At 60.9% G+C, this 14720-nt stretch carries 12 protein-coding genes; 5 read left to right on the top strand and 7 right to left on the bottom strand.

Annotated features, from left to right (window positions below):
• Positions 1-20 precede the first annotated feature (20 nt).
• The 3 genes from mdoH to AD928_RS10385 all read right to left on the bottom strand — a co-directional run bounded on the left by mdoH (position 21) and on the right by AD928_RS10385 (position 4143).
• Entirely contained in the window at positions 21-2186 is a 2166-nt protein-coding gene (gene mdoH, locus AD928_RS10375) for a glucans biosynthesis glucosyltransferase MdoH (protein WP_062250354.1), read from the bottom strand.
• Positions 2162-3706, bottom strand: coding sequence for an OpgD/OpgG family glucan biosynthesis protein (locus AD928_RS10380; RefSeq protein WP_062250356.1), 1545 nt, complete (start codon positions 3704-3706; stop codon positions 2162-2164). The genes mdoH and AD928_RS10380 overlap by 25 nt, the downstream gene beginning before the upstream one ends.
• Before the next feature lie 86 nt (positions 3707-3792).
• A complete protein-coding gene (locus tag AD928_RS10385; RefSeq protein WP_062141150.1) occupies positions 3793-4143 on the bottom strand; it encodes a winged helix-turn-helix domain-containing protein in 351 nt (116 codons plus the stop codon).
• A gap of 92 nt (positions 4144-4235) precedes the next feature.
• Between AD928_RS10385 and AD928_RS10390 the strand changes: the two genes are divergently transcribed.
• Positions 4236-4760, top strand: a complete 525-nt coding sequence (locus AD928_RS10390) for a GNAT family N-acetyltransferase (RefSeq protein WP_062250422.1) — start codon at positions 4236-4238, stop codon at positions 4758-4760.
• Between the two features lie 3 nt (positions 4761-4763).
• Here AD928_RS10390 and recA read toward each other — a convergent pair whose 3' ends face one another.
• Together recA and AD928_RS10400 are read right to left on the bottom strand one after the other, a co-directional pair.
• A complete protein-coding gene (gene recA, locus AD928_RS10395) occupies positions 4764-5789 on the bottom strand; it encodes a recombinase RecA (RefSeq protein WP_231558193.1) in 1026 nt (341 codons plus the stop codon).
• Positions 5790-6017: 228 nt separating this feature from the next.
• Positions 6018-7397 (bottom strand): gamma-glutamyltransferase, encoded by a 1380-nt coding sequence (locus tag AD928_RS10400; RefSeq protein WP_233420046.1) that lies wholly within the window; start codon positions 7395-7397, stop codon positions 6018-6020.
• Positions 7398-7603: 206 nt separating this feature from the next.
• On the opposite strand from AD928_RS10400, the gene AD928_RS10405 reads away from it, so the two are divergent.
• On the top strand, positions 7604-8380 hold the full coding sequence (locus AD928_RS10405; RefSeq protein WP_082779859.1) for a DsbA family protein: 777 nt from the start codon (positions 7604-7606) through the stop codon (positions 8378-8380).
• A 57-nt stretch (positions 8381-8437) separates the two neighbouring features.
• On the opposite strand, the gene hemA is transcribed toward AD928_RS10405, so the two are convergent.
• Positions 8438-9700: a 5-aminolevulinate synthase gene (gene hemA / locus AD928_RS10410; protein WP_062250359.1), complete on the bottom strand. Its 1263-nt coding sequence runs from the start codon at positions 9698-9700 to the stop codon at positions 8438-8440.
• Positions 9701-9791: 91 nt separating this feature from the next.
• Positions 9792-10268 carry a hypothetical protein gene (locus AD928_RS10415; RefSeq protein ID WP_062250361.1) on the bottom strand — a complete coding sequence of 159 codons (477 nt, stop codon included), beginning with the start codon at positions 10266-10268 and terminating at the stop codon, positions 9792-9794.
• 193 nt (positions 10269-10461) lie between these two features.
• Between AD928_RS10415 and AD928_RS10420 the strand changes: the two genes are divergently transcribed.
• From AD928_RS10420 to AD928_RS10430, 3 genes are read left to right on the top strand one after another with little or no spacing between them, the layout of a single operon-like run.
• On the top strand, positions 10462-12441 hold the full coding sequence (locus AD928_RS10420; RefSeq protein ID WP_062250363.1) for a transketolase-like TK C-terminal-containing protein: 1980 nt from the start codon (positions 10462-10464) through the stop codon (positions 12439-12441).
• A 25-nt stretch (positions 12442-12466) separates the two neighbouring features.
• Positions 12467-13486: a type I glyceraldehyde-3-phosphate dehydrogenase gene (gene gap, locus AD928_RS10425; RefSeq protein ID WP_062250364.1), complete on the top strand. Its 1020-nt coding sequence runs from the start codon at positions 12467-12469 to the stop codon at positions 13484-13486.
• Positions 13486-14709 carry a phosphoglycerate kinase gene (locus AD928_RS10430; RefSeq protein ID WP_062250366.1) on the top strand — a complete coding sequence of 408 codons (1224 nt, stop codon included), beginning with the start codon at positions 13486-13488 and terminating at the stop codon, positions 14707-14709. Before gap ends, AD928_RS10430 begins: the two co-directional genes overlap by 1 nt.
• Positions 14710-14720: the final 11 nt, after the last annotated feature.

A 14720-nucleotide genomic window follows, 5' to 3' on the forward strand; every position in this document is an offset into this window, starting at 1 on the left:
TTGAAAACCCCTGAAAAAACTCAGGCTGGCAGGCGGCTTATGGCAGCAACACCTTCTGCACAACCCAGAACGGCAGCTTTTTCCTTGGGGGTCAGCTGCTTTTCCAGAACCGAGAGACTGGGTGCTTCCGAGACTTTCAGCAACCCGACCAATTGATCGGGGTTAATCGGATCGCCCGCTTTGCGAGGTGCCGGAAGCATGGCGGCATGGACCTGCAACAGACCGGCATCGGCGCGCAAAGCACGCAAGGCGTCATGAGGCAGGGAGGGACCGTGATCCTCTTCCACAGCCTGCTCAGTCTTCAGCAGAACATCTGGCGGATGCGTTTCTTCCGGCACCAGAAGCAGACCAGCTTTTTTAAAGCTTTGGCCGACATCCCGGCTGCTGGTCATGACAACCAGCGGAATGGAAAAGACCAACCCGAGCAGCACAGGCGTCATCCAGAAGAACAGGGACGGGGAGACAACCCACGCGCCAGCTCCCAGCAACAAACCAAAAATTGTAAATTTGGCGTACTGCCGAACAACTATCATAAACGGCACGCCGCCATCATCACGCTTTTGCGTGTTCCAGCCGGAATCATGCCCGGACAGAATGGACTGCACACCAGACGTCTGGATCAGCATGGCGATGGGGGCAATCAGGCCACCAATCAGCGTTTCCACCACCACAGACGCCGCGGCCCGAATTGCACCGCCGCAGCCCTTGCAGGTCGCGCGGTCAAATATCAGGGCAATATAGGCCAGCAGCTTGGGTGCCAGCAGAATGGCCATGGTACCAATAAACACATACTTCGCCTGCACCGGGTCCACATGCGGCCAGTGCGGGTAAAGGAGTTTTGTATCCCCAAAATATTCGGGATGTTCAAAATGCGCCTGCAGGGAAATCAAAATCCCGGTCAGCAGGAACACCAGCCAGAGCGGAGAGGTGACGTAAGCACCAATCCCCACCACCATATGCATCCGGCTGATCCAGTGCAGCTTTTTGGTAGGCAGCACCTTCACATGCTGCAAGTTGCCCTGGCACCAGCGCCGGTCACGAATAGCCACATCCGTCAGAGACGGCGGGCTTTCTTCATACGATCCATCCAGCCCCGGCACCATGTGAATGGCCCAGCCACCGCGACGCATGAGGGCCGCTTCCACAAAGTCATGGCTCAGAATGTGGCCGCCAAACGGCTTGCGTCCCGGCACATGCGGCAGGCCGGCCTGCCCGGCAAAGGCCTTGGTGCGGATAATGGCGTTATGGCCCCAGTAATTGCCTTCAGAGCCGTGCCACCAGGCAATGCCATGCGCAATCACCGGCCCATACACACGGCCCGCAAATTGCTGCAGGCGAGCAAACAGCGTGGTGCCGCCGACAATCACCGGAAGAGTCTGGATCAGCCCCACACCGGGGTTGCGCTCCATGGCCCCGGCCATGCGCACCAGTGTCTCACCAGACATGACGGAGTCCGCATCCAGCGTAACCATCTGGTCATAGGCCCCGCCAAAGCGACGCACCCATTCCCCGACATTCCCAGCCTTGCGTTCCACATTGTTATGGCGGCGGCGATAGAAGATCCGGTTTTCTCCACCCGTCTGCGCACGCAGAGCGAGAAAAGCCGCTTCCTCTTCTACCCACACATCCGGGTTGGTTGTGTCGGAGAGGATGAATACATCAAACGCATCCACCTGACCCGTTTCACACAGGCTGGTATAAATGGCTTTCAGCCCCGCCATCACGCGGTGCGGGGGTTCATTATACGTGGGCAGCAACAAAGCTGTGCGGGAGCGCAGGGTAGGGAGCGGGCCTGACCGCGTAATCCCCAGCCCCAGACCGCCACGTGTGATCAGCGAGACAAACCCGGCCAGTGACGACGTAAAGGCCAGTGCAATCCACAGGAACAGGGCAACAAACAGCACCAGCATCACCACCCCGAGGATGGAAGTGCCGTTGGCATCCAGCACCTTATGCGTGCGCCATGCGCCAAAGGCTGTCAGGGCCAGTGCGGACCCGATAACCAGAAACCGCCGCAGCCCGATGGTGGCCGGAGAAGTTGAAGGCGTTCTGGCTCGCCCTTCCATATCCGGCACGGCATGCAGGTCCTGCACCGGCATGGCCAGCGGGGCTTCTGGCGGAAGAGCCTGAAACGGCACGGTCTGTTTTACAGGCTGCGTCATTACGGCGTCCAACGGTACACCCATTCTTCTGAAACCGGGCCACTATCCGCTGCCAGAACACAGCGGAGCTCCACAACCTTTTCATCACCGGGAACGAATTCAAAGGTTGTGCGCCAGCCATTGATATTCGGGTTTGGCTCGACCACCACGTTCCGGATCTTGCCACCAGAAGACTGCGGTTCCAGATGGAACTTCGTGTCCTTTGGCAGTCGTTCAAACGGCACACCCATGAAATCGATCGCAAAGAAGCGGGCGTTTTTATCATCCACCACCGCGCCAACGCGGGTGGCTCCTACGCGGGCCAGCGGTGTGGGGAAGGGGGCATCCCACCCCCAGTACATCCGGTAGGTAAAGCTGTATTCCTTCCCCGCTTCGAGCGGAGTCTTGGGCCGCCAGAAGGAAACAATGTTGTCATTCACTTCATTCGGGGTCGGGATTTCCACCAGATCCACCCAGCCCTGACCCCAGTCCCCAATGGGTTCAATCCACAGGGACGGACGTTTTTCATAATTCAGGGCCAGATCTTCAAAATCATGGAAGTTTCGGCGGCGCTGCATCAGGCCGAAACCGCGCGGGGAATCATCTGAAAACGCCGAGAACTGCAAATCGAGCGGGTTACGCAGCGGGCGGAACAGTTCCTGCCCGGCCCCCGTCCACATCTGCAGCGCTTCACTATCATGCGCAGCCGGACGCCAGTCATCCACATGGGTGCGGTCATTGGCGTCGAAGTAGAACATGCCTGTCAACGGTGCGATGCCGGACTGGTCAATTTTGGTGCGCGGGTAAAGGGTGGACTGAACATCAAACACCGTCGCATCACCCGGGCGGATGGTAAAGCGGAAGGCCCCGGCAACGGAGGGGCTGTCCAGCAGGGCATGCACCACCACGGCCTTCACACCCGGCTGGGGTTTTTCCAGCCAGAAGGCGCGGAAGAGTGCAAACTCCTCCCCTTTGGGGTCACCAGTCCCGTCCGCAAAGCCGCGTGCGGAGAGGCCGTAGCTCTGCCCCTTGGCAACGGCACGGAAATAGGATGCGCCCAGAAAGACGCAGAATTCTTCCATCACGCCCGGCGTGTTGATGGGAGTGCGCAACCGCAGCCCCGCAAAGCCGAGATTATCGTCCACCCTCAGAGACGGATCACCATAGGTGAAGAGGTCCGGGGAATAGGGAACGGCCTCAGACTTGCCGTCCGTAATTTCAAAAATATCGATCCGCGGGCGGTAGAGGAAACCACGTGGAAAAAACGCGACATCAAAAGCCAGATTGTCGTCATGCCACAGGGTTTTATCTTCCCGATAGGCAATGCTGCGGAACTGGTCGAAATTGAGATTATCCAGCGCTTTGGGCAGAGTCTGAGACGGACCATGATACGGTGCACTGGCCAGACGCCGGGCAATCTGCCGGACCGTCATATCGTCAAATGTACCCGTTGCCCCTTCAAGCCCTTCTGCTCTGGCCTTACGGGCAACGCCGCTGGCCAGAGTAGCGAGTGTCGCCCCCGCGCCAATCCGAATTAAGTCTCGTCGCTGTACAGATGAAGACACTCCAGACTCCCGAATTCCCTATAGAGTTAAGGGCTAAAAATTTCTTTAATGACAAAATTGCCGTGCGATACGGCTTTTTAAGGGCATTACCCCACTTGTGGTGTTAAGAGTTTTTCAAGTTTTGCCAGATTGGCTTCCGCAGCCTGTGCAGCCTCTTTTTCGATATCCCGATAGCAGCGGACCACGGCCTCGCCTTCGGCTGTCAGAAAAGCGCCTCCACCGCCGCCGGGGCGCGTAACCACCAGAGGCTCCCGGAACAGTTGGTTGAGGCTATCCACCAATAACCATGTCCGACGGTAGGACATGCCCATGGCGCGTCCTGCCGCAGAAATGGACCCTGTTTCTGCCAGTTGCTCAAGCAGGCGGATTTTCCCATGCCCAAGGGCGGGCTTTTTGTCCGCATCCACCCGCAAGGTCAGTCTTAGCCGCTCTGTCATTCGCCTGCCCGCGTTCGCGTTGTCATTTTATGCGTGATATCATGAAGCATCATGTCTCTTCTTACCAAGGGCCACGCCCCGGCGATGTTCTCATGACATACTCCAACGCAGATACCATCTGGCGATCCATGAGGCCAGACGATCTTGCCGCCACCATTACACTGGCGGCGCGCATTCATCCCGATTACCCGGAAGATGACGATATTTTCAGAGAACGGCTGGCTTTAGCGCCGGAGGGCTGCTTTGTGCTGGCCAATGTGCTTGGGGTTCATGGCTATCTGATCAGCCACCCATGGGCGGGGCACCTCTCCCCACGCCTGAACTGCCTTCTGGGCAGCCTGCCAGCCCGGCCAGACAGTTGGTATCTGCATGATCTTGCGCTGGATGAAACGGTAAGGGGGCAGCGCAGGGCCAAAGACGCCATTGCACTGGCCGAAAAGGCCGCCCGCGCAGCACATCTGCCCGTGCTCAGCCTGACGGCAACCGGCCCGGCCCGCACCTTCTGGCTGCGGCAGGGCTTTATGCCGGAAGAGATTTCAGAGGCTGAAAAAGCTGTGCTGGCTTCGTACGATCCCGAAGCCAGCTTTCTCTCCCGGCCCGTATCAGGCCGGGAGTAGGTCTTAGTCTTCTGTGTGGTGTTCGGGAGCCAGCATCATGGCTTCCGCCACAATCCCGGAATGCTCACGCACCTTGCGTTCAATCTCGGCGGCCATTTCCGGGTGGTCGCGCAGGAACTGCTTGGAGTTTTCACGCCCCTGACCAATCCGCTGGCTGTCGTAAGAGAACCATGCGCCGGATTTCTCCACCACACCGGCCTTCACGCCCAGATCGATCAGCTCGCCGACCTTACTGATGCCTTCGCCGTACATGATGTCGAACTCAACCTGACGGAACGGCGGGGCCATCTTGTTCTTGACCACCTTCACGCGCGTTTGGTTGCCCACCACTTCATCCTTGTCCTTGATGGACCCGATGCGGCGGATATCAAGACGAACAGAAGCATAGAACTTCAGCGCGTTACCGCCGGTGGTCGTTTCGGGGTTCCCGAACATCACGCCGATCTTCAGACGGATCTGGTTGAGGAAGATCATCATGGTGTTGGAACGCGCAACGGAGCCGGTCAGCTTACGCAGCGCCTGGCTCATCAGGCGGGCATGCAGGCCGACATGGCTATCGCCCATATCGCCTTCCAGTTCCGCACGCGGCACCAGAGCGGCCACACTATCCACCACCAGCACATCAATCGCGCCGGAGCGCACCAGTGTGTCAGCAATTTCCAGAGCCTGCTCACCCGCATCGGGCTGGCTGATCAGCAGGTTATCAATATCCACGCCCAGCTTCTTGGCGTAGCCGGGGTCCAGAGCATGCTCGGCGTCAATAAACGCGCAGGTGCCACCCCGCTTCTGGGCTTCTGCAATAGCATGCAGGGCCAGCGTGGTTTTACCGGAGCTTTCAGGCCCGTAAATTTCAACCACACGGCCACGCGGAAGGCCACCAATCCCCAGAGCAATATCCAGCCCCAGAGACCCGCTGGGAACCACATCCGCCTGTTCCTTCGGGCGCTGCCCCAGCCGCATGACAGAACCTTTCCCAAAAGCCCGTTCAATCTGCCCGAGCGCGCCTTCAAGAGCTTTTGCCTTATCCATCATTCACCTTTCCTGTGGCCCTCGACTGAGGCCGGGAGTGCTACACTGTTCTAAGACGTGCCATAAAAGCCGCGCACCGGGCAATGACCGGCATCAAGCCCCAGAGTCCGCTCAGGCACCTTAAGAATTTGATTTCTATTTGTTCTTATAGAAACAAAACAAGAACGCTTCAAGCCGGAAACAGGCGGCCCAAAGCCGCCTTGCCTCCTGCCGCCAACGCGACAGACCTTATTTGGTATGGCCGGACGAGACCGCAAGGCCCGACCCACGCGGATCGGTCCAGCCGAAGCATTTTCCGGAATCTCCCGGCAGCCCCGCCGGGCAGGAGACGAAGTTGGCACGCCCCACACCCTGTGTGACTGTCGGGCGCTGGCCAGCCACAGCAGCCCGCAGCGCGACCGCAGCTGTGTCCGCCGCCACGTTCTGGCCGGAAGCCGTAGCTGCCGCCCGGAACTGCGTAGTACCCTGATGCGCAATAGCCGCCGTCAGCAACGGCAAAGGACGCCGAACCGGAGATGCCGCCAGCACAATGCCAGTGGAACCCGCTACGCGGCCGGTGCCGAAAAGATTGTTCATGGTCAGACCACAACTCACCGTCTCACCCGTGCGATCCGTCACCACAAAGGAGGTGGAGGCGGGCAGGGGCGGCAGAGCAGACCCGGACGGCAGATGCCCGCTCTTCAGCAGAGCCTCCGCATCCGCAACGCTCACAGCGGCTCCCTTGCCGGACTGCCGGTTCCGCCAGCCAGAGACAACAGCTTCCCCGCGTGCACTGGCATGGCCATGGTCATCCATAGAGAGATAGGCCGCAGCCGTGCCCAGACCACCATCCGCCGGCGGCGGCAGGAAGCTGATATCCAGCCCACCCGAACGCACCGTGAGAGGCTGTTCCGCCACAGCCAGACTGCCGCGCATGTCTGCTGTTGTCAGACCAGCACCCGCTGCCTGAGACGCCTGCGTGAAGCTCTGCGCCAGTGAACCGTTATAAAGATCGCCCACACCAGCAATACGCAGACGCTCCAGCGCACCCGCCAGACGGGGCTGCACCATCAGGTCATTCGCGGCCATGACGGTGCCATTACTATTGGCAAAAATGGCACGGGTTTTTTCGTCCGCCAGCAGGGGAGCCTGCACAGCGGCCAGATCGGACGCCAGAAGACCACCCACCGGCACACCATCGGTCGCCAGATTGCGGGCCGGGACGATGACATCAGCAAAATCGACACTGCCGTAGCGCAGCTGCATCAGATACAGGCCACGGGCCAGCATGGGCACCGCGGCAGGGCGGTCAGTCTGCGCATCGGTCTGGCCTGCATGCGGCAGGAAGAGGAAAGCCTGCCCCTGCGCATCACCCGGACGCCAGGCCAGACAGGCCCCGCCAGCCCCGAGAGACGCACGGGAGGGCAGGGTGACAGAGAGCGCCAGACCGAGAGCCGCAGCAGCATCTGCCGCGTTGCCACCCTGTGCCAGCACATCCCGCGCCACCAGAGCCGCCTGCGGTTCGTCCGCCACAACCTCACCCACAAACCCAGTTACGGCAGGTTGGGCAGGGCCATTATGCTCGCTGCCACAGGCAGTCAGTGAACAGGCCATCAGCAGAGCTGCCATCCGGGCAGGACCTGAAAATAACGGCGCAAGCCGGGCTGAACAGGTCTTCATGAAATGCTCGGGCACGCCTTGATGTCTCCATTTCGCTGGTCTGCCCGCATACCGGGCGTCTGAATATCTACTCTGAATTACCGCTCTTCCGGGCAGGCAGCAACACGCGCACGCCATTTCCATCCCAACGGTTCTGCTTTAGACATAAAGGCACGATGAAAAAGCTGATAACCTTTTCTTTCAGGCGCGCCGCTCTGGCCGGAGCCGCAAGCCTCCTCCTGCTCTGCGGCGGGGCGGTCTCCGCTCATGCTGCGGACGGCAGTTTCAGCCCCGCACAACGGGCAGAAATTGTTGAAATCGTGCGCAATGCGCTGAAGACAGACCCTACCATTCTGTCTGATGCCATCTCCTCCCTGCAGGCGCAGGCCTCCGCCAGAAAAGCGTCCTCCGCGCTGGAGACGGTGCGCCGGAACAAGGCGCAGTATGGAGAAAGCACGACGGACGTTGTGCTGGGCAATAAGAACGGCAAGCTGGAAGTGGTCGAGTTTTATGATCCCCGCTGCCAGTATTGCCGCAAGGTGCTGGGCGATGTGGACCACCTGATCGGGTCAGAACCCGACCTCCGGCTGGTTGAAAAGATCATCCCGGTTCTGGGGCCGAACAGCGTGATTGACGCGGAAGCCATTATGGCCGCTGGCCTTCAGGGCAAATACATCCCGTTCCAGAAAGCGCTGATGACCGATTCCTCAGCACCGTCGCTGGATCGCATTCGTCGTCTTGCACAGAATGTCGGGCTGGATGCTGACCGCCTGCTGAAAGACATGAAGAGCCCGGCTGTCACCACAGCACTGAGCAAGAATCTTGAGCTGGCAAAGGCCATTGATCTGGAAGGCACGCCGACCTTCATTATTGGCGACCGTGAAATTATTCCCGGCGCTGCGTCGGAGAGTGACCTGAAAGCAGCCCTCGACCGGCTGCGCAAAGCGCGCTGACCCCTCCGGCCCGTCCCCGGTTCATACAACCGGGGACGGGCTGAGAGATCCGTTTTTTCAGGCCGAGTCTTCGGTCTGGCGGGCAGGCATCACACCTTCTTCCCGCAGCAGATGCGCCAGAGCGCGCACCATTTCATCCATCATCTCATCCGTATGGAACGGCCCGGGCGTAAGCCGCAGGCGCTCCGTGCCCTGCGGCACCGTGGGATAGTTGATGGGCGTGGCATACTGCCCATATTCCACCAGCAGGCGGCGGCTGATGCGCTTGCAACGCTCCGCATCCCCCACCGGAATGGGCACGATGTGGCTGGGCGTCATGGTGAACGGCACCCCGGCAGCCCGCAGGCGGGCGCGGAAGGTATTCACCCGCTCAAACATCTTCTCACGACGCCAGTTTTCAGCCCGCACCTTGCGCACGCTGGTCAGCGCAGCACCCACAACCGGCGGCGGCAGAGCCGTGGTGAAGATAAAGCCGGACGCCGTGGAGCGCAGGAAATCAACAATCTCGGCAGTCGCCGTGATGTAGCCGCCATGCACGCCAAAGCCCTTGGCGAGCGTGCCTTCAATAATATCGACCTGATCGGCCACGCCATCGCGCTGCGAAATCCCGCCGCCTTCCTCACCATAGAGGCCGACCGCATGCACCTCATCCAGATAGGTCAGGGCGTTATATTTGCGGGCCAGCGCGCAGGTCCCGGCGATGTCGGAAATATCGCCGTCCATGGAATAGACGCTCTCAAACGCGATCAGCTTGGGCGCATCAACTGGAGCAGCGGCCAGTTTAGCCTCAAGGTCCGCCAGATCATTATGCTCGAAAATAACCGTCTGAGATCCACGCGCGCCCTTGATGCCTGCAATCATGGAGGCATGGTTCAGGCGGTCTGAAAAACAGATCCAGCCGGGCATGGAGGTCAGAATGGTCTGCAGGCTGGCCTGATTGGACACATACCCGGAGACGAACAGAAGCCCCGCTTCCTTACCGTGCAACGCAGCGACTTCAGCTTCGAGCGCTGTATGCAGCGGGCTGGTTCCGGCAATGTTGCGGGTGCCACCGGCACCAGCCCCATGCTCGCGGATGGCGGCAATCGCGGCTTCCTGCACTTCCGGCACAACACCCATGCCCAGATAGTCATTGGTGGACCAGACAATCACTTCCCGGCCTTCCGGCAGGGCAGGCAGTTCTTCCTCATATAGAGGGAAACGGTCTGCAAGACGTGCCAGCGGGGTAAATGTGCGGTAACGCCCCTGCTGCCTGATATCATTCAACGCCGTGTGACAGTGCTCATAAAACGGATGCCGGGCGTTTTTGATTGATCCCACGCTTCTACTCTCCTCGCGTCGTCAGAAACGGTCGGGGCTCGGCACAGGGCCCGTCGGCCGTCTGGCCGGTCTTCACATAAACTTGTTAGAGTTACTTCACATACACTCTGATGACTGAGTTCGTCACGGTCGAATCCGGCATAGCGGCCATTTCCACCTGTGCCGGGGAGGCCCCATCCTTGATGATAGCCTGTGTCACGGCCTGCCCATCGCCCTGCACAAGCTGCACAAGAGCCTGCTGATCTGTTGCAGAATCCGTACCCGGCGGCACCAGACACTGCACCACAAACAGAATGTCAGGCTTGCTGGCCAGCGCCTTATGCACAATCTGCGCAACCGGCCCGCTCCACTCAGCCGGGGAGGTACCCGCCACAAGCTCAATCAACGGCGGCACCGGCGGCGGGCCGGGCGGCGGCGGTGGAATATACGGCACAGGCGGTTTGCCTGCCCCGGCATTGAAGGTTTTCTGGTCAACCAGCTTGCATCCACTCAGGCACAGCGCAACACTGGCCACAAACGCCACCCGGAAAAACGGCCCCTTTTCTATAAAACGGGAAACAGACAGCATAACGGGCAGATCTCCGGGTCAAACAGGATGAGGCGACTCTTGCCATCCTCTTTCGCGCTCCTTTACGGCAGACGCAAGGTTAAGCTCCGCGCGAGGCCCTCAAAACTTGCTCTCACCTCTGGCCACCTTTATTGAGCGGGGCACGAAGATGAAGACCTGCCGCAAGGGCAGGCCCATCACGGAAGGCAGGCGAATGGCAGCAGTCCCTTCGACAGACCCGACCGAACTGCGGGAAGAGGCTACCCTCTCCGCCCAGCAAAGTGCCGTGGCCAGAATGAGCCGCGCCGCACGCGTGCTGCTGAATGATGAACCCCTCCCGCCCCACGCCCGCACCCTGCTGAACAGAATGTGCCTGCCGGTGACAGCACTCTGGTGCCGGGTGCTGCGGTTTGACCCCAGCGCCCCTAACTGGCCGGACCGGGACCGGTTTGTGGTGCCCTCCACCACCATGCTGCCTCTTCTGCGCGCCATGCTGCGCCTGACGGGCTCCCCCACGGCAAACACCATCCCCTTGGAATATGGTCGTCACCCGGCCGTAGAAGTCGCTCCGGGTCTGGCCGGGCAGGGGGTCGCCGCAGCCGTGGGCATGGCCTTTGCAGAACAGACTCTTGCCCGCCGCTTTGGCCGCTCACTGGTCAATCACCGCACGTGGGTGCTGGCACAGGATACGGACCTCGCAACCGGTGTCGCCATGGAAGCCGCGCAACTGGCTGGCCGCTTTGGGCTGGACAGGCTGGCCGTTCTTGTCTCCCCGCCGGCAGGCCCGGATAACGGGGACTTTGCCGATTCGCTCGCCCGCTTCAGCGCCTCTGGCTGGACGGTGCGCCGGGTGGACGCTGGCAGTGCTGCGGCCATCAGTTCCGCCCTTGCTGCCACGCTCCGGGCCCGCAAACCGACCCTGATTGCCTGCCTCCCCTCCAGTGCCCCGGAGGTTCTGCCCGGCCCCCAGCTCCCACCGGAAGAAGAGCTGACCGGCCCGTGGAGTCCTACCGCCCGACGCGGGGCGACCACCCGGCGCTCCTGGCTACGCCGCTTTGCCCGCCATCGCCTACGCAATGCGTTTGAGCGGGAGATGCAGGGCCAGCGTCCCGCCCTGTTTGATGAGGACTGGCAGCGCGCCTGCCGCTGGCAACTGCGCGCTGCAACCGGACACGCCACGCAGGATGCCGGTTTTGCCGGACTCCGCGCCCTTTCCGAAATTCTGCCTGAGCTGGTCTGCCTGACGGCCTCCTCCGCCTATCGGCTGGATCTGGCAGCCCCGGTCGCCCTGCCTGCCACATTCCGGGCCCGCACGCGCCTGCTGCCGGCGGAGCAGTCCTGCGGTATTCAGGATCATGGCATGGCTGGTATGCTCAACGGTATTGCCTTGCATGGGGGGCTGCTTCCCATCTGTGCCGCGAGCATGATGACGGTGGATCGCATGCGCTCCGCCCTGCGCATGGCCGCCCTCATGCGCCGCAAAGTGCTGTATCTGCTGACGGGTGACGGGCTGGCTCTGGGTGATGGCGGCGGGGGCTGGCAGCCGGTGGAACAGCTCGCCAGCCTGCGCGCCATGCCGCATCTGGCCGTTTTCCGCCCGTGTGACGCACGAGAGACCACAGCCTGCTGGGAGGCCGCTCTCAACTGGCAGGAAGGACCAGCCATGTTGCTGCTCTGCCCGTATGAAAACCAGTACGGTCCGCTCCCTCCGCCAGCGTTCGGCACCCCCTCCCGCGGGGGGTATGTGGTGAAGCAGGAAGACAACAGGCAGGTGACGCTGATTGCCTCTGGCCCAGAGGTTGCCATCGCGCTGAAAGCGTCGCACCATCTGGCCCGACAGGATATTCGGGCCACCGTGGTCTCCATCCCCTGCTGGGAACTGTTTGCCGAACAGCCTGCCAGCTACCGTAAGACCGTGCTCGGCACGTCCGGGCTGCGCGTGGGGGTTGAGGCCGCTTCCAGCTTTGGCTGGGAACGCTGGCTTGGTGAAGAAGGAGTTTTTGTTGGCATGGATGATTTCGGCACGTCCGCCCCGGCCAACGCATTGTATGAGCGCTTCGGCATTACTGTTGAAGCGATCTGCGAGAAGGTGCGCGCGCGCCTTCTGACCTCAGGCGGTGAACGGGGGCCTTCCCTGCGCACGCCGGACCAGCCCCGGACCCGCGTTCGGGGACCGTTAACGACCAGACCATAGAATAAAAAACGGAGCTTAAAAAACCATGGCAGTCAAAATTGCAATCAACGGATTCGGGCGTATTGGCCGGCTTGTGCTGCGCGGTATTATTGAAAGCGGACGCACGGACGTTGTGCCGGTGGCCATTAACGATCTCGGCAGCGTTGAGGATAACGCCCACCTGCTGAGCTATGACAGTGTGCATGGTCGCCTGCCGGCTGACGTCAAAGTTGATGGCAACAAGCTGATCATCACGGCGCATGGCCGCACATGGGACCCGATTACCGTTTCTGCCGAGCGTGACCCCTCCAAGGTGCCGTTCCAGGGCGTGGATGTGGCCATGGAATGCACCGGCCTGTTCACCTCCAAGGAAAAAGCTGGCCAGCTTCTGGCAGCCGGTGCCCGCAAGGTGATTATTTCCGCTCCGGGCACGGATGCTGATGCCACCATCGTTTACGGTGTGAACCAGGATGTGCTGACGCCGGACATGACGGTGATTTCCAACGCCTCCTGCACCACCAACTGTCTGGCCCCGGTCGCCAAGGTGCTGGAAGATACGTTTGGCATTGAACGCGGCTACATGGTCACCATCCACTCCTACACGGGTGACCAGCGCACGGTGGACACGCTGCATAAAGACCTGCGCCGCGCCCGCGCTGCCGGCCTGAACATGATCCCGACCTCCACAGGCGCTGCCCGCGCCGTTGGTCTGGTTCTGCCGCAGCTTAAAGGCAAGCTGGATGGCACGGCCATTCGTGTGCCGACGGCCAACGTCTCCCTCGTCTCGCTCGACTTCGTGCCGAAAAAGGTGCCGGGCTCCGTGGAAGAGGTGAACGCTGCCATCAAGGCCGCATCCGAAGGCGCGCTGAAAGGCGTTCTGGCATACTCCGACGCCCCGCTGGTCAGCTCCGACTTCAACCATGCGCTGGCATCCTCCACCTTTGACGCCACGCAGACCTCTCTGGTCGATGGCGGCAAGCTGGTGCGCATCTGCTCCTGGTATGACAATGAGTGGGGCTTCTCCAACCGCATGTCCGACACTGCGGCGCTGTTCGGCTCACTCTGATGGCCATTCTTCCCTTCAACACGCTGGATAAGCTTGACCCGAAGGGCAAGCGTATCCTGCTGAGAGCCGATCTGAACGTCCCCATGCAGGACGGAAAGATTTCGGACATGACGCGCATTGAGCGCATTGTGCCCACCATCCGGGAACTGGCGGACAAAGGCGGGCGCGTGATTGTGCTCAGCCATTTTGACCGCCCGAAGGGCAAGGTTGTGCCCGGCCTGTCTCTGGAACCCATGGCCGAGGCTCTGGCCACGGCACTGGGTAAACCAGTCAGCTTCATGCATGACTGCATCGGCCCGCAGGCAGAAACGGCAGCCCGCTCCCTGAAGGACGGGGAAGTGCTGCTGCTGGAAAACACCCGCTTCTACCCCGGCGAGGAAGCCAACGCGCCGGATCTGGCCGCAGAACTGGCCAGACTGGGCGATGTGTATGTGAACGATGCGTTCTCCGCAGCGCACCGGGCACATGCCTCCACCGCCGGTGTGGCCGAGCATCTGCCAGCCTATGCCGGGCGTCTGATGGAAGCGGAACTGTCCGCTCTGGATGCCGCTCTTGAAAACCCTGAGCATCCGGTTGGCGCGATTGTGGGCGGGGCGAAAGTCTCCACCAAACTCGCCCTGCTGGAAAACATGCTGGAACGTGTCGACGTTCTGGTTGTGGGTGGTGCCATGGCCAACACCTTCCTTGCGGCCAAAGGGCTGAGCGTCGGCAAATCGCTCAAGGAAGAAGAGATGCTGGATACCGCCCGGCAGATCATCGCCAAGGCGAAGGAAAAGAACTGCGATCTGGTTCTGCCGGTGGATGTTGTTCTCTCTGAGGACTTCATGGCCGGTGCGCCCACGCTGGTCGCCCCGGTGACGGAAATTCCCGATGGCTGGATGGTGCTGGATGTGGGCCCGGAAACGGTTGCACTGCTGAAAGCCAAACTAGCTGGCCTGAAAACGCTGGTATGGAACGGCCCTCTGGGCGTGTTCGAACTGCCGCCGTTTGATGAAGGCACCAATGCCGTCGCACAGGAAGCCGCTCGCCTGACCAAGGCTGGCAGCCTGAAAACCATTGCCGGAGGGGGGGACACTGTTTCCGCCCTGCGTCACGCCGGTGTGCTGCATGACATGACGTATGTCTCCACCGCAGGCGGCGCTTTCCTGGAGTGGCTGGAAGGCAAGGTTCTGCCGGGCCTGACGGCACTCAGCTCTACGCTGGAACGGACCATTCCCATCTGAAAAACACTCTG

Source organism: Acetobacter cerevisiae (genome assembly GCF_001580535.1).
Taxonomy (GTDB): Bacteria; Pseudomonadota; Alphaproteobacteria; order Acetobacterales; family Acetobacteraceae; genus Acetobacter; species Acetobacter cerevisiae.